The organism is Sorangium sp. So ce145, assembly GCF_051525985.1.
Classification (GTDB): Bacteria; Myxococcota_A; Polyangia; order Polyangiales; family Polyangiaceae; genus Sorangium; species Sorangium cellulosum_B.
The window spans coordinates 8,885,055-8,905,564 of record NZ_CP150315.1 but is presented as its reverse complement, the minus strand read 5'-3'; the positions used below and the strand labels follow the sequence as shown (position 1 = coordinate 8,905,564).

Annotated in this window: 17 protein-coding genes; 7 read left to right on the top strand and 10 right to left on the bottom strand. The window is 72.6% G+C overall.

The genetic code is table 11. The annotated features are described in order from the left end of the window. Positions 1-8: 8 nt before the first annotated feature. The 3 genes from WMF34_RS32990 to WMF34_RS32980 all read right to left on the bottom strand — a co-directional run bounded on the left by WMF34_RS32990 (position 9) and on the right by WMF34_RS32980 (position 3,288). A complete protein-coding gene (locus tag WMF34_RS32990; RefSeq protein ID WP_437990300.1) occupies positions 9-1,886 on the bottom strand; it encodes an Hsp70 family protein in 1,878 nt (625 codons plus the stop codon). Next, positions 1,883-2,527 (bottom strand): DUF2760 domain-containing protein, encoded by a 645-nt coding sequence (locus WMF34_RS32985; protein WP_437990299.1) that lies wholly within the window; start codon positions 2,525-2,527, stop codon positions 1,883-1,885. Before WMF34_RS32985 ends, WMF34_RS32990 begins: the two co-directional genes overlap by 4 nt. 101 nt (positions 2,528-2,628) lie before the next feature. Continuing rightward, entirely contained in the window at positions 2,629-3,288 is a 660-nt protein-coding gene (locus WMF34_RS32980; protein ID WP_231864371.1) for a hypothetical protein, read from the bottom strand. 342 nt (positions 3,289-3,630) lie between these two features. On the opposite strand from WMF34_RS32980, the gene WMF34_RS32975 reads away from it, so the two are divergent. The 3 genes from WMF34_RS32975 to WMF34_RS32965 all read left to right on the top strand — a co-directional run bounded on the left by WMF34_RS32975 (position 3,631) and on the right by WMF34_RS32965 (position 7,772). Continuing rightward, positions 3,631-3,843 carry a twin-arginine translocase TatA/TatE family subunit gene (locus WMF34_RS32975; protein ID WP_437990298.1) on the top strand — a complete coding sequence of 71 codons (213 nt, stop codon included), beginning with the start codon at positions 3,631-3,633 and terminating at the stop codon, positions 3,841-3,843. 105 nt (positions 3,844-3,948) lie between these two features. Then, positions 3,949-7,095 carry an MXAN_5808 family serine peptidase gene (locus tag WMF34_RS32970; protein ID WP_437990297.1) on the top strand — a complete coding sequence of 1,049 codons (3,147 nt, stop codon included), beginning with the start codon at positions 3,949-3,951 and terminating at the stop codon, positions 7,093-7,095. 122 nt (positions 7,096-7,217) lie between these two features. Beyond that, positions 7,218-7,772, top strand: coding sequence for a TerB family tellurite resistance protein (locus tag WMF34_RS32965; RefSeq protein WP_012239068.1), 555 nt, complete (start codon positions 7,218-7,220; stop codon positions 7,770-7,772). 123 nt (positions 7,773-7,895) lie between these two features. On the opposite strand, the gene WMF34_RS32960 is transcribed toward WMF34_RS32965, so the two are convergent. Next, positions 7,896-8,201, bottom strand: coding sequence for a hypothetical protein (locus WMF34_RS32960; RefSeq protein ID WP_044966374.1), 306 nt, complete (start codon positions 8,199-8,201; stop codon positions 7,896-7,898). 82 nt (positions 8,202-8,283) lie between these two features. On the opposite strand from WMF34_RS32960, the gene WMF34_RS32955 reads away from it, so the two are divergent. Continuing rightward, positions 8,284-9,255 carry a uroporphyrinogen-III synthase gene (locus WMF34_RS32955; protein ID WP_044966373.1) on the top strand — a complete coding sequence of 324 codons (972 nt, stop codon included), beginning with the start codon at positions 8,284-8,286 and terminating at the stop codon, positions 9,253-9,255. On the opposite strand, the gene WMF34_RS32950 is transcribed toward WMF34_RS32955, so the two are convergent. Together WMF34_RS32950 and WMF34_RS32945 are read right to left on the bottom strand one after the other, a co-directional pair. Beyond that, positions 9,243-10,052 (bottom strand): hypothetical protein, encoded by an 810-nt coding sequence (locus tag WMF34_RS32950; protein ID WP_437990296.1) that lies wholly within the window; start codon positions 10,050-10,052, stop codon positions 9,243-9,245. The genes WMF34_RS32955 and WMF34_RS32950 overlap by 13 nt on opposite strands. Before the next feature lie 77 nt (positions 10,053-10,129). Continuing rightward, a complete protein-coding gene (locus WMF34_RS32945; RefSeq protein ID WP_157907071.1) occupies positions 10,130-12,892 on the bottom strand; it encodes a tetratricopeptide repeat protein in 2,763 nt (920 codons plus the stop codon). Positions 12,893-13,550: 658 nt separating this feature from the next. On the opposite strand from WMF34_RS32945, the gene WMF34_RS32940 reads away from it, so the two are divergent. From WMF34_RS32940 to pdxA, 3 genes are all read left to right on the top strand, one after another. Next, entirely contained in the window at positions 13,551-14,996 is a 1,446-nt protein-coding gene (locus WMF34_RS32940; protein WP_012239064.1) for a TldD/PmbA family protein, read from the top strand. Positions 14,997-15,199: 203 nt separating this feature from the next. After that, on the top strand, positions 15,200-16,042 hold the full coding sequence (locus WMF34_RS32935) for a winged helix-turn-helix domain-containing protein (protein ID WP_437990295.1): 843 nt from the start codon (positions 15,200-15,202) through the stop codon (positions 16,040-16,042). Further along, positions 16,039-17,142 (top strand): 4-hydroxythreonine-4-phosphate dehydrogenase PdxA, encoded by a 1,104-nt coding sequence (pdxA, locus tag WMF34_RS32930; RefSeq protein ID WP_437990294.1) that lies wholly within the window; start codon positions 16,039-16,041, stop codon positions 17,140-17,142. Before WMF34_RS32935 ends, pdxA begins: the two co-directional genes overlap by 4 nt. Positions 17,143-17,194: 52 nt before the next feature. Here the strand turns inward: pdxA and WMF34_RS32925 are convergent, their stop codons facing one another. The 4 genes from WMF34_RS32925 to WMF34_RS32910 form a co-directional block, all read right to left on the bottom strand. Next, positions 17,195-18,187 (bottom strand): ketopantoate reductase family protein, encoded by a 993-nt coding sequence (locus tag WMF34_RS32925; protein WP_437990293.1) that lies wholly within the window; start codon positions 18,185-18,187, stop codon positions 17,195-17,197. A gap of 69 nt (positions 18,188-18,256) precedes the next feature. Next, positions 18,257-18,709, bottom strand: coding sequence for a D-aminoacyl-tRNA deacylase (gene dtd / locus WMF34_RS32920; protein WP_012239060.1), 453 nt, complete (start codon positions 18,707-18,709; stop codon positions 18,257-18,259). 2 nt (positions 18,710-18,711) lie between these two features. After that, on the bottom strand, positions 18,712-19,188 hold the full coding sequence (locus WMF34_RS32915) for a hypothetical protein (protein WP_012239059.1): 477 nt from the start codon (positions 19,186-19,188) through the stop codon (positions 18,712-18,714). Continuing rightward, positions 19,185-19,868, bottom strand: coding sequence for a hypothetical protein (locus WMF34_RS32910; protein ID WP_437990292.1), 684 nt, complete (start codon positions 19,866-19,868; stop codon positions 19,185-19,187). The genes WMF34_RS32915 and WMF34_RS32910 overlap by 4 nt, the downstream gene beginning before the upstream one ends. Positions 19,869-20,510 lie beyond the last annotated feature (642 nt).

Here is a 20,510-nt window from a genome sequence, read left to right as displayed (position 1 = left end):
CCCCGTGTTCACGCCTCGGCGCGCACCGACAGCTCGATCCGCCAGCGCTCGTTCGGCTTCTGCGCCTCCCGGGGGATCGCCTCCAGGAGCAGCGTCCCCACCTCGGTGACCGACGCGCGCAGCTGCACCGGCACCATGTCGCCCTCGCGGCGGCCCTCCGCGGGCAAGGTGACCTCGATCGGCGAGAGCTCCTCGAGCTCTCCGGGCTTCCAGTCCTCGAGCTCGGTCCCGGCCTGGTCATCCCGGCGCACCGACGAGCTGAAGAAGCGGAAGCGCACCGGCTCGCCGACCACCACGCCGAACTCCTGCGGCGGCAGCGTCGCCTCGGTGCCTTCCTCCATGCCGAACGGCGCGAGGCAGAGCGCCGTGATGGGCGGCTCCAGGCCGGGCACCGCGGGGACGGCCCCCTCGATGCCCACGTAGTAGGCCCGCGCTGTCCCGCCGCGGATCCGGAGCCCGCGGCCGCGCCGCGCGAGGCCGTAGGCGGCGGCGCCGCGCGCGACCGCGAGATCCAGGTCGTCGCTCGGGAGCACCCGCGGCCGGGGCGCGCCGTCCTGCTCGAGCCAGGCGCCGAGCGTCGCGACGAGCCGCTCGCGCAGCGCCGCGCTCTTCATGACGCCCCCGTTGAAGAGCACCGCGGTCGGGTGCAGGAGGAGCGGCGCGCGGCCGGGCTCGGCGTTCGCCCCTCCCTGCGGGGCGAAGCCCGGAAGCTTCGACGTCGCGCCGGCCTGCCGCCCCAGGAACGCGGCCAGGTGGCGGGTGATCGCCGGGTCCTGCGCGTACGGGAGGCCGAGCTGCGTCAGGCCGGCGCGCGCGCGGGTCGCGGGGCGCGCGGACGAGGGGACCTCGGGGAAGAACCCGTCCACGAGCGTCCGGGTGATCTCGTCCCGCGTGAGCTCGGTCCGGATCGCCGCCCCGAGCAGCTTCGATCCGCGGCCGGCGATCGCGATCGGCGCCTCGCTGATCGACGGATCGCCGAGCAGCCGCTCCTTCGCGACGCGCGTGGCGTGGGTGAGCGACGTCATCTGCCAGCGATCGAGCTCCTTGCCCTCGGCCGCGAGCTTCGCCTTCACGACGTGCGCGAGCGCGAGGTCCATGTTGTCGCCGCCGAGCAGGATGTGGTCGCCGACCGCCACGCGGACGAGCTCGAGCGAGCCGTCGCGCGGGACCGCGGCGATCGCGGAGAAGTCGGTGGTCCCGCCGCCGACGTCGATCACGAGCAGCACGTCGCCCGGGTGGAGGTGCTTGCGCCACGCCTCGCCGGCCGCGTCGATCCAGGCGTACACGGCGGCCTGCGGCTCCTCGAGCAGGGTGAGGTCCTCGAACCCCGCGGCGCTCGCCGCCTCGACGGTGAGATCGCGCGCGGCGGCGTCGAACGACGCGGGCACCGTGATCACGATCTCCTGCTTCGCGAGGGCGAGCGCCGGATCGTCCTTCGCGAACAGGTGATCCCACGCCTCGGTGAGGTGCTCGAGGTACCGCCACGACGCCTCGACGGGCGAGATCTTCTCGATGTCCTCGGGCGCGCCGAGCGGGAGCGTCGATCCGCGCCGGTCGATGCCAGCGTGGCTGAGCCAGCTCTTCGCGCTCGAGATGAGGCGCGCCGGCGCGTCGACGCCGCGCGCGCGGGCGTGCTCGCCGACGGCGAAGCGCCGCTCGGCGTCCCAGGGCAGGGCCTGGGGGCCCTCGCTCTCGTGAGGGATGTACATGAAGGACGGCAGGAGCGGTCGCGCCTCGAGCGTCCCCTGCGCCACGAGCTGCGGGGCCGCCATCACCTCGGGCGACGGCGTGAGCCGCGCGTCGGCTCCCTCCTCCGGCAGGCGCGCGTAGGCGAGCGCGCAGTGGGTGGTGCCCAGATCGATGCCGATGATGTAGCGCGCGCTCATAGCTCGACCTCCGCGGGGGCGATGATGCTGGCGTCGTGGCCGGCGACCGGCGTCGGCAGCGAGACGTCGTCGGCGCGCCAGCCCCGGTGGCGCAGCACCCCTCTGTAGGGCGCGGTCCCGGATACGTTGCCGATCAGCTTGATCTCCGAGGGGTTGTAGCCGGCCTCGAGCGTCACCTTCTCCCCCTCGTCCTCGCGCCGCACGGGCGCGAGCTTCGCGTGGCTGCGCAGCGCCTTGCGGCAGCCCTCGTGGACCATCCTCGCCGCCACGCCGACGTCCGCGTCGCCGAACGAGGCGATGTCCTGCTCGAGGAAGTCGACGAGCCGCCCCTCGCGCTGGAGCAGCGAGAGCAGCTGGAGCGCCGAGCTCACCGCGGGCGCGGCGTGCGGCGCGGGGGCGGCGACCGGCACGGGGGCGGGCTCGCTCGCCGCGGCCGCGGCGGCCTCGGGCGCGCCGCCTGCGCGATCCCGCTCGAGCCCGCGCGGCTCAGGGCGCTCGGACGGCGGCAGGGCGGCGACGGCCGAGCGCGCCTGCCAGGCCCGCGCGGCGAACTGGGAATCGAACAGCACGCGGAAGAAGCACGCGAAGGCGAACCAGAGCCGCGTGGACCAGGGGAGCGGAGGATCGTGGAGGTCGGCCACGGCGAGAGCCTAACGCCGAGCGTAGGGATCGGCACAGAGACCGGCGCGCGGGGCAGGGGGGCGCCTGCCCCGCGCCGCCGCCCGGGGCGACCCCGGGCCCCTCAGAAGGTCGCCCGGAGGACGGGGACGCGGACCTCGTGCCCCTGCGCCACGCCGAACTTGAACATCTCGTCCTGCGAGTAGAGCGGCTTGAACGAGAGCGCGGGCACGCCGAGCGCGACCCGGCGCGGCGTGATGTCGACGAGGCCGAGCCGGGGCTCTTCCCAGCGGGCCCGCCGGAGGATCTGCGCGGCGTCCGTCGTGAGCTGGACGTTGATCCCCGGCTGCGGGGGCTCCGCGGCCGGCTCGTTGCGGATCGGCTCGCTCTGGTCGGAGTCGGGGGGCTTGTACGCGGTGGCGTTCAGGGTGACGACGAGGGTCGGGATGACCAGCGCCATGCCGCCGGCGAGCATGTAGAGCGGCACCTCCGCGGGCGGATCCGCCGCCTCGACGAAGTAGCCGGCGACGCCGCCGCCCACCGCGCCGAGCCCGCCGAACACGAGGTACGGCCAGGCGCGCTCGACCCCGATCGCCCCCATGGTCAGCATCACGACCTCGCCGCCGAGCAGCGCGCCGCCGACGATCCCCTTGCCGTCGACGCTCACCGTGTCGCCCTCGCTCGCCTGCTGAGCGCTCGCGCGCCCGGCGGCGCCGGCGAGCACCGCCGCGGCCACCGACGCTCCTGCCAGACAATGCGCTGCCTTTCGATTCAAGCGGTTCATCGGCATCGTGTTTTCCCCGTGTCGACTGTCGCGAAGCCTGCGAGGGCTCAAGCCATGGATCACCGCCGGCCTCATCCGAGGCTGGCGTCCGGGCCGGCCGGCTGGCGATCCCGTCTGGGCCGTCGAGCCGTTCTTGATTTGTGAACCGCTGGCGGAGTGAACGGGTGCACACGCGCCTCGTCTCTCCTCCAGCGAAGCCGGTGCGCGAGCCTAGCACGGGTCTCAGCGCTTCGAACCGCTGCATTGCCGGTGTGGAGGATGGGTGGTATGGGTCGACGCAAACCGGGCCGTGGCCCGCCGACCTGCCGCCGAGCGCGCGGCAGCCTTCAAGGGATCAACGCTATGGGCCGCATCGGACCGCTCGAAATCGCTCTGCTCATCGGCCTCGCCTTGCTCCTCTTCGGCGCGGGGAGGATCGCTGACATCGGGAAGGGGATCGGCGAGGGCATCCGGAATTTCAAGAAGGGGATCCGCGACGAGGACGACGAGGATCCCGCCAAGCAGCTGCCGGCGAAGCCCGAAGAGAAGCAAGAAGACACGCAGAAGCCCGTGTAGCGCCCGCGCTGGAACGCGGCGCTCGGGGCGCTCGGGGGCGATCGGGGTGATCGCGCGCCGACGTCGGTCGACGCTCGCTGGAGCGCGTCTATACTCGATCGCCGTATGGCTCACCGACCCCTGGAGCGCGTCGCCAAGGCGCTCGTCGTCTCCGCCGCGTTCCCGCTGGCAGCGTACTTCGTCCTTCAGTTCGGCCCTGGCGGGCTCTGGCGCGGGTTCGAGCCGGCGCTCGCGGTCACCGGGCAGGTGGCCAAGGCGCCGTACGACCTCACCCGCCTCGAGGCCGTCAACGAGACGCTGAAGATGATCCGGGACAAGTACGTCGAGCCGGATCGCGTCAAGCCGAAGGAGATGCTGCTGTCGGCGCTCAACGCCGTCCAGCGCGACGTCGCGCAGGTGATCGTCCTCAACGAGGACCCGAACGAGGTCACCGTCCGCGTCGAGACCAGCGAGAAGAAGTTCCGGATCGACAACATCCAGGGCCCCTGGGACGTCTCCGCGCGCCTCCGCGAGGTCTTCACCTTCCTCCAGAAGAACCTCCGCGGCACGGAGGTCGATCTGCGGGACGTCGAGTACGCCGCGTGCAACGGCATGCTGCACACGCTCGACCCGCACTCGTCGTTCCTGAGCCCCGAGGCGTACAAGGAGATGAACCTCTCCACGTCGGGCGCGTTCGGCGGGCTCGGCGTCGTGATCTCGATCCGCGACCAGATGCTCACTGTCCTGAACCCGATGCCCGACACGCCCGCGGGCAGGGCGGGCCTCAAGCGGCTCGATCGGATCGTGAAGATCAACAACGAGTCGACGCTCAACATGCCGCTCGACGACGCTGTGCGGAGGCTCCGCGGCGATCCCGGCACCCCGGTCACCGTGTGGGTGACCCGCGAGGGCGAGGGAGGGTGGCAGGGGCCGAAGGCCTTCGAGCTGACCCGCGAGGTGATCAAGGTGAGGTCCGTCGAGTCGCGCGCCCTCGAGGGCGGCGTCGGCTACGTCCGGCTCAAGACGTTCCAGGCGACCTCGACCGCGGAGCTCGATGCGGCGCTCGACGGGCTGCGCAGCAAGGGGCAGCTGAAGGGGCTCGTGCTCGATCTGCGCGGCAACCCGGGCGGCCTGCTCGATCAGGCCGCGCGCATCGCCGACAAGTTCCTCGCCGACGGCGTCATCGTGTCCACGGTCGGCGCCTCCGAGGGGCGCGAGGAGAAGCGCGCCAAGGGGCCGGGCACCGAGCCGCTGTACCCGATCGTGGTGCTCGTGAGCGGCAACAGCGCGAGCGCGAGCGAGATCGTGGCCGGCGCGCTGAAGAACAACGATCGCGCCGTCATCGTGGGCTCGCAGACGTTCGGCAAGGGCAGCGTGCAGCTCGTCTTCCCCGACGTCACGGCCGAGAAGGCGGCCCTCAAGCTCACGATCGCGCAGTACCTGACGCCGGGCGACATCTCCATCCAGGGCGTCGGCGTCACGCCGGACATCGAGCTCGATCCCATGACGGTCGACGAGCTCGAGATGGATCTCACGGTCCAGAAGGATGGGCTCCGGGAGCGCGATCTCTCGGCGCACCTCTCGAACGCGCGCGCGGCGGCCGCGGGCAAGCCGTCCGAGGTCGTCCGCTACCAGCTCACGAGCGCCGATCGCGAGAAGATGCGGGAGCGCGGGGGCGACATCGACGAGGACTTCTCCATCGACTTCCCCATCCGCTTCGCGCGGGAGCTCGCCGCGCGGATGCCGCCCTCCACGCCGAGGCTCCAGCAGCTCCGGGCGATGCACGACTACATCGAGCAGGTCGGCAAGGAGGAGCTCGGCAAGGTCGCGGCCGAGCTGACGAAGCTCGGCGTCGACTGGTCCGACGCGCCCGAGGCGGTCACGCCGGCGGCGAAGTCCGAGCTCGACGTGAAGGTCGAGACCGATCGTCCCAACGCCGAGGTGACCGCGGGGCAGCCGATGGAGCTCCGGGTCACGGTCAAGAACAACGGAAAGCAGCCGGTCTACCGGCTCCGCGGGACGACGGAGAGCGACAACCCGTACTTCGACAGCAAGGAGCTCATCTTCGGCAAGATCGGCCCCGGCCAGACGAAGAGCGCGAAGGCGCCGCTCGGCTGGTGCGACGTCGAGGGGCGGAAGGTCGGCTCGACGAAGCCGAGGAAGGCGAACGAGAAGCGCGTCTGCACGATCCCGATGGACGCCCTCTCGCGGAGCGACGGCCTCAAGGTGAAGTTCGAGGTCGCCGCCGCGCCGGAGCCGCCGGCGGTCGAGATCCGGCCCACGGTGCGCGCGCTCGACCGGCCGCTCTTCCAGTACGCCTACCAGATCGCGGACGACCGCGAGGGCAACGGCGACGGGCTCATCCAGAAGGGCGAGCGGGTCAGCATGTACCTGACCGTCAAGAACGTCGGCAAGGGGCCGTCGTACGAGACGCAGGCGAACATCGCGAACCTCTCGGGCGACGGGCTCATGCTGCACGCGGGGCGCTTCGACATCTCGAACATCAAGCCGGGCGACGTGCGCAAGGTCGTCTTCAGCTTCGACGTGGAGCAGCAGCTGTCGGAGCCCGAGGCGACCCTCACGCTCTCGGTCGGCGATCGCGATCTCCGCGAGTTCGCCAGCGAGAAGGTGAAGATCCCGATCTCGCCGCGCATCCAGCTGAGCGGCGGCGGCTCCACCATGAAGGCCGGGGCGGAGGGGGCGACCCTGCTCCCGTCGCCCGAGGCGAGCGCGCGCGGCTTCGGCCGGCTCCCGGCGGGCGCCGTGGTCAAGGTGCTCGGCGAGGCGCCAGGCGGGTTCCTCAAGATCGACCTCGGCGCGGGGCGCTTCGCGTTCGTCGCGGCGCGCGAGGTGGCCGCTGGCGGCGGGCCGGCCCCGGCGGCGGTCGCGTTCGAGGACCTCTACTCGCACGCGCCCCCGACGCTGGACATCGCCGCGGCGGCGCTGGCGACGACCGCCGGCACCGTGAAGATCACGGGGACGGCGTCGGACAGCGAGCGGCTGCTCGACACCTTCATCTTCGTCGGGTCGCGGAAGCTCTATTACAAGTCGAACCGCGACGGCGCCGACCCGAAGAAGGCCGAGTTCGCGTTCGAGGCGCCGCTCCGGCCGGGGGTCAACGTGATCACCGTGGTCGCGCGCGAGACGCCCGACACCACGACGCGGCGCACGCTCGTGGTGCGCAAGGACGGGCCCGACGGCTCGATCCTGAAGACCCCGAAGTCCGACAACCCCGTGGACGATTGGATTGCGGACCGCGGTGGCGAGGAGTAGGTCGCTGGGAAATGGACGAAGGCGACGACAGCCACGGGGACATGGACGATCGCGGTGACGGGCGTAGAGGGCGGGGCTCCGCCGGGCTGCCCTGTCCGGCGAGGATCTGGTAGCCTCATCACGTGGGACTCCTCGCCTGGCTCGGCCTGAAGCAGGGGGGCTCGTTCCCGAACCTCGACGCCCTCCTGACGGAGCTCCGCGCGGCGCTCCCGGACGACGAGGCGGTCGTCCTCCGCTACATCGCCACCGTCATCGTCCTGCTCGGCAAGGTCGCGTGCGTCGACGGCCGCTTCTCCGACAAGGAAGACGAGCTGCTCCGCGAGCTGCTCACGCACGTCGACGGGCTCGCGCCGAGCGGCGTCGAGGCGGTCTTCAACGCGCTCCAGGGCAAGCTGCCCGCGCTCCAGGAGGGCGAGGTCGACCGCTGTTACCGCGAGCTCAAGGCGCTCTGCAACGCGAGCGAGCGGGTGGAGGTCGTGCGCCTCTTGATCCGGCTCGCGGCGGCGGACGGCGCGCCCACGGCGGCCGAGCGGGCCGAGATCGAGCGCATCGCCGAGGAGCTCGGCGTCTCGCTCGCTGACATCGAGCCCGACCTCTCCGTCGAGGCCGGCCATCAGGCTGGTTCCCCTGCGCCGCCGGACGACCGGAGCGATCCCGGCGGCGAGCCCCCGGCATGAGCCGGGCACAGGCGCGCTCGTCCGAGCCGTCGCGCATGTCGCGCTGCTGTCGGGCGCAAGCGCCGCTCGGCTGATCTTTCGCGCGCGTCGCGCTGCTGCCGGACGCCAGTGGCGCTCGGCCGATCAGTCGCGCGCGTCGCGCTGCTCGGCGCTGCCCTCGGGGCTCGGAGCGCGGCTCGCGAGGCCGAGCGCCCGTCGCTGCTTCAGCGCCGTGAGCGCCACGAACAGGACGAACAGGACGGCTCCGAGCACCGCCACGAGCACGCCGAAGTTGAAGAGGTAGTGCGCGCCCTGCGCGCCCCCCACCCCCATCAAGAAGATGCCGAGCAGCGCGATGCCCGCGCCGATGACGGGATCAGGGCCGACGTCGTTCTCCGACGTCGCACGCGAGAGCCCGCTCCCCTGGACCCCGGAAGCCTCGTTGCTCATCGGATGGCTCACACGGAGGAGCTTAGCAAACTGGTCCACCGCCCGAAACCCGCCAGCGCCGGACCCGGGCTATGCTGCGCGGGTGAGCACGCCCACCCACCCACGAAACGACCGTCCGTCTCCGCCCGCGCCGTCTGACTTCGCCGGGCGTCGCGTCATCTGCTTCGAGAGCCGCCGCGCCTCCGAGATGGCCTCGCTGATCCAGCGGCATGGCGGCGTGCCCATCACGGCGCCCACGCTTCGCGAGGTGCCCATCGAGAGGAACGAGCGCGCCCTCGATTTCGCGCGGCGCCTCGCGGGCGCCGAGTTCGACCTCGTGATCCTGATGACCGGCGTCGGGACCCGGGCGCTCGTGGCCGAGGCAGCGCCTGCGCTCGAGCCGAACCAGGGAAGCGGCGGGGCGTCCGAGGGTGACGGTGGCGCGGACGCCCAGGGCGTATCTCTCCTGGCGGCGGCGCTCTCGTCCGTGCAGATCGTCGTTCGCGGCCCCAAGCCGGCCGCGGCGCTGCGCGAGCTGGGCCTGACCCGCTTCATCACCGTCCGCGAGCCGAACACCTGGCGAGAGATCGTCGAGGCCGTCAGCGCGCTCGGCGATCTGCGCGGAAAGCGCGTCGCCGTCCAGGAGCACGGCGCGCCGAGCCACGAGCTCTACGCGAGCCTCTCGGCGGCCGGCGCGCAGGTCACGCCGGTGCCGGTGTACCGCTGGGCGCTCCCGGAGGACACGGCGCCGCTCCGGCAGGCGCTCCGCCTCATGGCGGACGGCGGCGCGGCGATCACGCTCTTCACGAGCCGCGCGCAGGTCGAGCACGCGCTCCTCGTGGCGGCCGAGGAGGGGCTCGTCGAGCGGCTGCGCGCCGCGCTCGCGCGGGGCGTGGTCGCGTCCATCGGTCCGGTCTGCACGGAGGCGCTGCGCGCCGAGGGGATCGAGCCGGATTTCGAGCCCGAGCACCCGAAGATGGGCCACCTGGTCAAAGCGGCGGCCGCGCGCTCGATCGAGATCCTCGTCGCGAAGGGAAATCGGGGCGACGCGCCCCTGCCGGCTCAATCTTCGTAGTCGTCGTACGCCTCGTCCTCGTCGGTGGAGCGCGCCACGGTCGCCGGCCGGGGCGCGGGGCCCGGCTCTGCGCCGGCGGCCGCGCGCTCATCCGCGTGGCCCCTGTCGATCAGCTCGGCGCGGTAGAGCACGCGCCCGTCCTCCGCCGTGATCTCACCGCCCACGTCGCCCCAGGCGAAGTCGTCGCTCTGGAGCGTGCGCATCGTCGCCTTCGTCTTGCCGATGCGCACGCGGAAGCTCGTCCGCTGGCACGGGATGGAGGAGCCGCCGACCTCGACGTTCACCGCCTCGCTGCCGAGCACGTCCTCGTTCTCGTCGGCGGCGAGCGCGGTCTTGGCCATCATCGCGTCGTAGGCCGAGAGGGTCGCCGGCCGCTCCGCGCCGTCGTCGATCCACGCCGCGCCGAGGATCTCACCGCGCCTGCTGGGCTCGTCGCTCATGCGGACCCGCAGCGCCTCGGTCTGCTTGCCGTCCTCGAGGGTCACGTCGACCACGAGGACGTCCCCCTCGCGCGCGACCACACGCTGCGTGAGGAGCAGCGGCGTCTTCCTGAAGCTGCCCGAGAACCGGTAGGCCACATAATCGCCGGGCTTGCGCGCGCCGGGCGCCTGCTCGGCGATCGGGCCGCGCTCGTCGAGCGAGCCCTCCGCGCGCTGCGGGACCTCGCGCCGCGCTTGCGCCGCCACCTTGGCGGAGGCGTCCTGCGGGCGACCGGAGCGAGCGTTCGTCTCGATCCCGGCGCCGCAGCCAGCAGCCAGGACCGAGGTGAGGGCGGCGAGGAGGAGCGGTCGGTTCATGCCCGTCCGGTACCGGAGAGCGCCCGCCGTGGCCCAATTTCTGGCGGTTCCAGGGCGCGCCCGCGCGCGCTATGGGTTCAGGGCAGCTTGCCGCTCGGGAGCATATCGTCGAAGGCGGCGTCGAACTCGTCCGCGATCATCTCGGCGCCGACGGCGCGCGCGGCCGGCTTCGGGACGTCGATGCGGCGCAGCCGCTCCGCCACGCTGCCGCGCGGGTCGCTGTAGCTCGGGCTCATCCGGGCGACGCGCTGGAAGTAGTAGAGCGCCTGCTCGGGGACGCCGCGCATCTCGTAGGCGTTCGCGATCTCGTAGGTCAGCGCGAGCTCCTGCTCGACCGTCTTGTGCGAGGCGTGCAGCCCGCGGATGAGCGCGTCGATGCCCGCCTCGATGTTGCCCATCTGGAGGTGGGTGACGCCGATCATCGACTGGCAGACGCACTCTCGCCCGGGGTCGCGGGCGGCGAGCTCGAACTCGCCGATGGCGTCGGCGTAGAGGCCCATCTCCTTGTAGGCGACGCCGAGATCGTAGTGCGTCGACGCGTCGGACTCGGAGATCTGCGCCGCGACGCCCGCCTTGAACTGCTCGAAGACGCTCTCGACGCTGATCTGCCGAGGATCGTCCTGGACGCCCGTCACCGAGCCCGGCACGACCTCGAGCTCGTCGATCATCTTGAGCGACTCGGCGATGTCGAACGCGCGATCCTCGTCCGGCCGCTCGCTGCCGCGCGGGACGGCCCGCGTGCCGCTCTCGTTGTCGGTCGCCGCTCGCACCACCACCCGCGCGTCCGAGGCCAGCTCCGTGACCTCGCGCAGCCGTTCCATCAGGAGCGGGTGGTTCGGCAGCCGCGCCAGCTGCTCCTCGAGGATGTTCCGCGCCTCGTCGAACATCCCGTGCTGCGCGAAGAACTCGACCTCCTCGAGCGCGTCCTCGTCGAGCGCGTCCGCGCGCCGCAAGGAGCCCGGCGGCACGGAGCGGCCCGACACCGGCCGGACCGACGCAGGTCGGCCCGACACCGGGCTGTACAGCGCCGGCGGCGGCGCGGCGAGCACGGGCGGGGGAGGTATCGAGGACGCCGGGGGCGGAGCCTGGGACGCAGCGACGGCGAGGGGGTGCTCAGGCGCGCGGCTCGGGTTGACCGACGCCGTCTCCTCCTCCTCGTCGTCGATGGCCTCGAGCTCCTCGACGTCCTCGAGCTCCTCGACGTCCTCGATCGGGAAGCTCGGCAGCGGGGGCTCGTTCGCGAACGGATCGTCGAGGTGCGTGACGAGCTCGGGCCGCCGGGGGAGCGCCTCGACGACGCCGTCTTCATCGAGGGTGTACGCGGGCAGCGGCGCGTCGGGGTCGTAGAGGTCCTGGCTCGGCACCTCGGACGCATACGCGTCGTTCTCGCCGGCCGTCGGCGAGGCTCCCGGCCCGGCGGCGTCTTCCTCCGCGAGCTCCTCCTCCTGCGGCACGGCGTAGCCGAGCAGGTTGAGCATCTCCGTGGCCTGGGCGTTGCCGGGATCGAGGAGCAGCACCTCGTCGAGGAGCCTCGCCGCGTCGTCGACGGCGTCCTCGCTGGCCAGCTGCTGCGCGAACGCGAGCATCTGCTCGACGGCGGCGTCCTGGTCGCCCGCCTCGATCAGGATGTCGCAGAGCTTCTCGCGCAGCTCTCGAGCGGCCGGCAGCCGGGCGACGCCGCCCTGGAGGAGGGCGATCGCCTTGTCGTACTGCCGGTCGCGCCGGAGGCTCTCGGCGTGCGCGACGAGCTGCCTCGGGCTCGCGATCGGCGACGTCGAGGGCTGCGACGCGCGGAGCGGGATCGGCACCGCGGACGCGGGCTCGTCGTCCTCGACGTCGAGCTCCTCCGCCTCCTCGTCCTCCTCCTCCTCGAGCTCGACGTCGATCGACGCGCGCGTGTTCCTCGACGAGGGCGCGATCTGGGCGGCGAGCTGGCGCACGCCCTCGTCGTTCGGGGCGCGCGTGATCAGGGCCGAGACGAGCGCGGTGAACTGGTCGACCCGCCCGGCCTCCTTGGCGATGCGCGCCGACTCCTTCTGCACCTCGATCGCCTTGGCCGGCTGCCCGAGCAGGTCGAAGGCGCGGGCGAGGAGCGCGAGCGTCTCCAGGTCCTTCGGGTTCTCCTTGAACGCGATCTGGAGCTTGGTCAGGGCCGACATCCCGTCGCTCGGGTCGCCGCGGTCGAGGTAGATCTCGGCGGCCATGCGGGCGAATCGGGCGTCGGGGCGGTGCTGCAGCAGGCGCTCGACCACCTTCAGCGCGTCGTCGCGCCGCCCGAGCTTGAGCAGGAGCTCGGCCGCCGTCCCGAAGCGCTGGATCGCGGCGTCGTAGTCGCGGACCCGGATCAGCGCCTCCGCGAGGCGGAGATAGGCGAGGGGGTTGTTCGGGTCGAGGTCGACGACCCGCTTGAAGATGTCGATCGCGTCGCGGTCGCGCCCCGCGCGGAGCAGGCGCGTCGCGACCTCGTCGTAGGCGGCGAGCGCGTCGCTCGTGAGCCCGAGCTGCGTGTAGATCTCCGCGAGGCGCGGGACGATGTGGCCGAAGCGATCCTCGTACTGCGGGACGTGCTTGTGGATGATCTCGCGGATCTGCTTGTAAACGGCGATCGCCTTGAGCGCGAAGCCCTGAAGCGAGTAGAACTGGCCGACGCGCTCGTAGGTGGTGATCGCCTCGACGTACTCCTCCGTCTTCAGGTAGAGGTCGCCGATCTTGAGCAGCGTGCGGACGTCCTTCGGATCGTCTGCGACCAGCTTCTGGTACTCGGCGATCGCCTTGTCGAAGCGCTTCCGCTCGACAAGCTTCTGCGCGGTCTGGAGTACCTTGTCGCGATCGACCGCCACGGCGATGGGAATCTCCTGCTGAGGGCAGCAAGGCGTTGCTCGGGCGCCTCGTCGGCATCCCTCACCTCGCCTAAAAAACACCTAGCCAATCCCGCCACCACGTACAAGCGCGCGGCACCGGAAGTTCCGGAAGCTACCGCGAAGGTGCTTGTTTGCAGTGTGCGGCCCCCCGGGGGCCCCTGTCTGGCGCGGCCACCGCCTGGCGCGGTGGCCGCGAGCCCCCGCCCCGGTCGGACGCTGGGCGGTCCGTCGAGGCGCGTCGAAGAGCGCGCCCTACCCGGTAGGAACGCGCTGAACGGCCGGGGATTCGCGAAGATCGCGGGGAAGGTGGCGAGCGCCGCCAATCCCGCGAAGACAGCGTTAAGCCTAGCAGTCGAGCGGCCTTGTTGCACATTTCGTGCGATCTTCTACGACCCGCCGACCCGCGGCCCCCGCGATCGCCGGAGGCGCGGGGGCGCGGGGTGCTCATCGCGGGCGGGCGCGCCCGGGGCACCCATCGCGCGCGGGCGATGTATGCGCGCCGCGCCGGATGAAAGGGCAGGGGGTAGGTCCGCGAGCTCGGCCGTCGCCGGGGGCGAGCGCGGGCGCCGGCGGGAGGGCGCTCCGGAGCGCCGCCGTTTCTCGACCGTCCCGGCGAATGGACCTAGAGTTGGGCACCATGTCGCGCAGCCAGGCCTACCGCGCCCCGTTCGCTCCTGGAGAGGAAAATGCCGTCGACGCCGCGCTTTGCGAGCGGCTCCTCTCGGTCGCCCTGTCCAAGGGTGGTGATTACGCTGACCTCTTCTTCGAGTACCGCGCCGGAGGCGGGTTCACTTTCGACGAAGGGATCCTCAAGGCGGCCTCCCGTGGGGTGTCGATGGGGGTCGGCGTCCGCGTCCAGCGAGGAGACGCCACCGGGTACGCGTACACGGAGGACCTCACCTGGGAGGCGATGCGGCGCGCGGCCGAGACGGCGGCGCAGATCGCGACGGGCTCGGGCGGCAAGGAGAAGATCGAGCTCAGGCGCCGCGAGCTGCCGACCCGCTACGAGCTGCCCAGCATCTCGCTCGACGCCCCCGGGCTCGCGAAGCGCGCGCTGCTCGAGCGCGCGAGCGCCGCGGCGCTCGCCTACGATCCCAGCATCGTCAAGGCGGAGGCGAGCTTCGTCGAGGAGGTGCGCGAGGTCCTCGTGGCCACGAGCGACGGGCGGATGGCGCACGACGTGCAGCCGCTCATCCGCTTCGGCGTGCGGGCGCTCGCCGAGCGCGGCGGAAAGCGCCAGGAAGGCTCGAGCGGCGGCGGCGGGCGCATGACGACGGCCTACTTCGAGGGCAAGTCGCCGGAGTGGCACGCCGAGGAGGCCGCCCGGCAGGCGGTCGCGATGCTCGACGCCCGCGACGCGCCCGCCGGCGAGATGAACGTCGTGCTCGCCCCGGGCGACAGCGGCATCCTGCTCCACGAGGCGGTGGGGCACGGGCTCGAGGCGGACTTCAACCGCAAGGGGACCAGCAACTACGCGGGGCAGATCGGCAAGGACGTCGCGAGCCCGCTCTGCACGGTGGTGGACGACGCGACGCTCCTCCAGTCGCGCGGCACGATCAACGTGGACGACGAGGGCCACGAGCCCGAGCGCAGCACGCTCATCGAGAACGGCAAGCTCGTCGGGTACATGCACGACCGGCTCTCGGCCCGGCACTTCGGGCTCACGCCGACCGGCAACGGGCGGCGCGAGAGCTTCGCCGCCGCGCCGATGCCCAGGATGACGAACACCATCCTGCTCGCGGGCCCGCATGATCCCGAGGAGATCGTGAGGTCCGTGAAGCGAGGCGTCTTCGCGAAGAAGTTCGGCGGCGGCCAGGTCGACATCTCGAACGGCGATTTCGTGTTCTCTCTGACCGAGAGCTACCTCATCGAGGACGGCAAGCTGACCGCGCCCCTCAAGGGCGTGAACCTCATCGGCAACGGCCCCGAGGTGCTCCGGCGCGTCACCATGCTCGGCCACGACGTCGCCGTCTCCGACGGCATCTGGACGTGCGGCAAGGACGGACAGAGCGTCCCCGTGGGTGTTGGCTGTCCCACAATCAAGATCGATCTCATCACGGTCGGCGGAACGCGGATCGGCTGATTTTCAAGGCTGGAACGCCAGGCGAAAGGTAAGCCTCGCAGCGGCATTGGTGGGTTTAGCGCGGTGCGTCTTGCCGGCCCGGCGTGACACCCGTATACGGGGCGTTCATGGCGCGTCGCTCGTTCATAGCCATCGTTGGACACGGACCGGATCTGGAGCGCGACGAGGGTGCCGCATCGGTCTTGCGCTCGCTGGGCGCTGACGTGCGAACCCTGGATCTCTGGGATGATCCACCGCGGCTCTTCCACGACGACGAGAGCAAGGCGCGGGCGATCGTCGTCGAGGCGCTCGACAGGCCGGACCTGGCGGCCGCGGCGCTGCGCGCGCTGCGCCGCGAGCCGCGCCTCGAGGAGGTCGGCGCGCTGGTCGCCGTGAGCGTCGCGCAGATCGCGCGGATCGAGCCGTCCAGCGGCTTCGACGACTTCCTGCTCGTGCCGTACGTGCCGGCCGAGCTCTACGCGCGCGTGCGCCTCGTCGAGTGGCGCCGCAGCGAGTTCGCGACCGAGGAGCGGGTGAAGGTGGGCGCGATCGTCATCGATCGCGCGGCCCACGACGTCTCGGTCGGCGGCATGCACGTGCCGCTCACCGCGAAGGAGTTCGCGCTGCTCTCGTACGTGTGCGAGCGCCGCGGAAAAGTTGTGTCGCGAACAGAGCTCCTTCGCCGGGTCTGGGGCAGCCAGTACGAGGGCGGCGCGCGGACCGTCGACATCCACGTGAGGCGTCTCCGGGCGAAGCTCGGCGCGGCGCTGCCGCTCGTCACGCTGCGCGGGGCCGGGTACCGCCTCGAGTCGCCGATCCCCGGCGCCGGTGGTCCCGAGGGCGGCGATGCGAGCAGGGCGCTCCAGCGGAGCGGGGCCGGCGAGGAGGCCCAGGGCGACGAGCGCGGGGAGCTGCGCGACGAGGACGAGGACGACGACAGCGACGACGAGGGCGACGAGGACGAGGGCGAGGGCGACGAGGAAGAGGCCGCGCAAGCCAAGCGGCGAGCGGCGCCCTCGGTGAGCGACGCCACGCCGCCCGGGCGCGAGCGGCGCATCACCCGATGACGTCGCCGGCTCGCCGCGGCGGGGCGCGAGCGACCGCCGCCGGTGCGGCGCGCGGCGGCGGTCGCTCGCGCCCCGCCGGGCCGCCGATCGTCGCGATCAGCGTCGGGTGCCCCAGCGGGGTGGGCCCCGAGGTGGCCGTGGCCGGCGCGGCGTCCGTCGAGGGCGCGCGCTGCGTGCTCGTCGGCGATGAGGCGATCATCCGGCGGGCAGCGAGGCTCGTCCGCGTCGCGGCCCGCCGGCTCGTCGTTGTCGATGGGCGCGCCGCCATCGAGGAGCTCGCGCCCGGCGCGATCGGGCTCTGGGCGGGCAGCGCGCGGCTCTCGCGGCCGAGCGCGTTCGGTCGGCCCGAGGCCGAGGACGGCGCGGCGCAGCTCGCGTGGATCGACGCGGCGACGGACCTGGTCCGCGAAGGCGTCGCTGCGGCGCTGGTCACGGGGCCTGCGTCGAAGCACGCGATCGCCACGAGCGGCGCGCCGGGGTCCGCGGACTTCCTCGGGCACACCGAGCACCTGGGCCGGCGGCTCCGCGCGCGCGAGGTCACGATGGCCTTCGCCTCGGGCAAGCTCGTGACCGCCCTCGTGACGACCCACGTGCCGCTGCGCGAGGTGCCGGACGCGGTGAGCCCGCGCGAGGTGGCGCGCGCCGCGGTGTGGCTCGCGCGGCTGCTCGGCGATCTCGGCCGCGAGAGGCCGCGCGTGGCCGTCGCCGCGCTCAACCCGCACGCAGGCGAAGGCGGGCTCCTCGGCGACGAAGAGCAGGTGCGGATCACGCCGGGGATCCGCCTCGCGGCGCGGCGGCTCTCGCGCTCGGGCCCGGCGGCGGAGCTGACCGGGCCCGTCGGCGCGGAGACGGCGTTCCGGCTCGCGGCGCGCGGCGCGCTCGACGGGGTCGTCGCCATGTACCACGACCAGGCGACGATCCCGAGCAAGCTCCTGGGCTTCGGCGAGGCCGTGAACGTCACGCTCGGCCTGCCGATCGTGCGCACGAGCGTCGACCATGGCACCGCGTACGATCTCGCGGGAACGGGGCGCGCCGACCCGCGCGGCATGCGCGAGGCGATCGTGCTCGCCGCGCAGCTCGCGGCCGCGCGCGCGCGCTGACGCCGCGGCACGCCGACGCCGCGGCACGCCGACGCGCGCGGGAAGCCGCGGCTCAGCGCGCCCGCGGATGGCCGCCGAGGTGCGCGAGCAGCCGCTCGAGCGCCGGCATGCTCACGCCGCGCTCTCGGCCCATCTCGAGGACGGTGGCGCCCATCGCGAGGTGCTGCGCGTGGAGCTTGGAGCCGAAATGCACGTCGAGGAACCGCAAGAACTCCGGGGCCAGCAGGCGCACGAGCGCGACGCCCGGCTTCAGCGTGAGCGGCCCGATGAACCGGAGGAGGAGCTTCGTCCACGGGGCCACCTTGCCCAGCCGGTCCGCGAGCGCCACGGACTCCCTGGTGGCCTCGATCACGGTGCGGAGCACGCCGTCGTTCTCGAGGAGGGCGCTCGCCCCGCCGCCCGCGTCGATGGCGGCGATCAGCGGGAAGAACGCGGTCGTGGTGGCCACGTTCTGCGCGCCCACGTCGGGCTCGAGCCGCGCCGGGACACCGGCGCTCGTGAGGCGGCGCGCGAGCTCCTCGAGCGGCGGTCGCTCCGCGGGGGCGCCTCCCTCTTCGTCGATGAGCGTGGGCGCGAGCTCGGTGATCCAGGCGCGGACCACGCCGCGCTCGTCGAGGTAGCCCGAGACGCCCGGCATCGCGGGGGTGATGCGGCGCCGGGCGGCCTCCTCGAGGTCGGCGCGCTGCCTGGGCAGGAGCGGCGTGAGCACCACGGCGGGCGCGGCCGGGCCGCCGCGGAGCAGATCCGCCACCGACCTGCCGCCCGCCGCGCGCTGCGCGGCGCCGTCGAGGTCAGCGCGCGGGACGAGCTGATCGAAGCGCACGGTGATCAGGATGACGTCCGCGTCGGCCGGGATCTCGGCCGCGAGGCGCGGGCGGTCGAGCGTGTCGCGTCGATCGGCGCCGTTCACCTGCTCGACCACGAACGGCCGTACGTCGCCGGCGCGCTCGGGCCGGACCACGAACGTGACGTCGTCTCCCTGGGTGGCGAGGCGCACGCCGTAGATCCGCCCGAGCGCCCCCGCGCCCACGATGGTGACCCGCATGCCTCCCCCGTAGCCTGCGCGGCGCTCGGGGAAAAGGGGGGGCCGTCGCCGCCGATCGCGGCAGATCCCTCAGAACGTCCGCTTCGAATCGATGAGGATGGTGACCGGGCCGTCGTTCTCGACGAACACGCGCATGTCGGCGCGGAAGCGGCCCGTGGCCACCGTGAGGCCGCGGGCCCGCAAGGCGGCGACGAAGCGATCGTACAGCGCCTCGGCGCGCACGGGCTCCATGGCGCCGTCGAAGCTCGGCCTCAGGCCGCGCCGGACGTCCCCGAAGAGCGTGAACTGGCTGATCGCGAGCACGCCGCCGCCGCGCACGTCCGCGAGCGCCCGCGACATCTTGCCTGCGTCGTCGCTGAACACGCGGAGGCCCGCGATCTTGCTCGCGACGTGGTCGGCGTCGGCGTCGTCATCGTCCTTCGCGGCGCCGACGAAGGCCACGAGGCCGCGCTCGATCGCGCCGACCACCTGGCCTCCGACCTCGACGCGCGCGCCGAGCGCGCGCTGAACGACCGCGCGCATCGCTAGCGCTGCGCGGCCGCGCTTCGACTCGGCGCGGCGGCGGCGGGCTCCGCCCCGGTGCCCGCGCTCAGCCCGAGCTCGCGCATCAGCTTGGCCGTGAGCTTGAAGTAGGTGCCGCGATCGTACGGCTGGTTGAGGATGTGGAAGTCCTTCCGGACGAGCCCCACGCAGCCGAAGCAGTAGGTGCAGCCGGTGCAGTCGACCGAGCGCACGAGGTACGACGACTGCGTGCACCGCTCGGACGCGACGCAGTGGCTGCACGCGATGAGATCGCGGCAGCCGCGGCAGTGCGTGCTGTCCGAGGAGCGCTGGGTGTCGACGCAGTAGTGGCACCGCTGCAGCGCCTTCGAGTTGCGGCAGAACGTGCAGTCGACGCAGCGCTCGCACGAGACGCACGCGACGCACCGCTCGTTGCCGGTGCCCGTCTCGAACGCCTGGATCAGCTTGCGGAGCTCGGCCTCGAATTCCGCGCGCGTCATTCCGCCTCGCCGCTCGCTTCGGAGACGCCCCCATCCGCGCTGCGCCGGGGCGCGCCGTCCGCGGCCGGGGCCTCGGGCCTGCCGCTCACCTGGCGGCGCAGCCGCTCGGCGGCCTCGCGCGTCGCGGGCTCCTCCGCGAACTCCTCGATGCGGCGGAGCCGCGACTCGAGCACGGCGCGCCGCTTCGGCAGCTCGCCGACGAGGATGCCCGCGAGCTCGTCGATCGCCTCCTGGATGCGCTGCTCGTCGCTGTGCTCGAGCAGCTGCAGGTACACGTCCTGCTCCGCGGGGAAGGTGTGGCCGGCGCGGAGGAACTCGTTCGCGGCCTTGGAGATGTTGGGCCGGCCCGACGCGCAGAGCAGCTTCGACAGGAGCCGCTGGCGCTCGACGGCCTTCGGGTCGCTCTGCGGAGGCGGCGCGAGGACGATGCGCCCCGGCGCCTTGGACGCGGCGTCGCGTCCGGACTTGACGCGCCCGCCCTTGCTGTCCTCTGCCTCCGGCTCCTTGCGCGGAGAGAACAGCGCCTCGAGCGCGGCGCGGTGTTGCTTGGCTGCCCGCCGGTCCTCGCCGCTCTGCGTCGGACGCGGCAGCCCCGCGCTGTTCGGCTGACCACGGCCATAGGCCGTGTGGAGCTCGGGATTGTGCCAGACCTTGGTTGCGTCTCTACGAATTCGCCGCATGTCGTGCCCCTGGTGACCTCGGAGCGATCATGGACGCGCCACCGGGTTCGGCTTCCGCATCCCGCGTGTGGCGCCCCGCTTGCATCGATGTTGTGGTGAATGAGGCTGGTGCGTGTTGGGCCGGGCGCTTCCCCCGCGATCCGCGATGGCCCGGACGATGTTGCGCAAGGGACGCGACGCCTATCTCCGCGCTGATCACGCTGGCTGCGTTGATCGTGAAGGTAGGGCCACGCCGCAGTGCGTGGTGCGCCGGGCGATACCCGGCCGCGGACCGCGTGACGAGGGGCTCTGCCCCCATGCACCCCGGAGCCGCGCTCACGACCCGACCGCAGCCGCGAGGCAGCTGGGTTCCTACCACAGCCTTTGGTCAGCGCCGCAGAAAATTGGGCTGCCCTCCGCACTTCATGCCATTCCTGCCCTCAGGTTCGGTCCCTTCTGAGCTTGCCTTCCGAGTCTCCCTTCCGAGCTTGCGAGCTTCCGCGAGGGGCGTCTCGGAGACGCTGTTTCGAGGTAGCCGGTCTCGTTCCAGGTCGATTCAAGAAGCGGACCGCTGACTGCCCTTCCCAATCCCACATCCTGCGGACGGGCGGCGACGCCGTGTCTGGGAGATCCGCTCCTTGGCGGATGGCACTCGCACCCGAC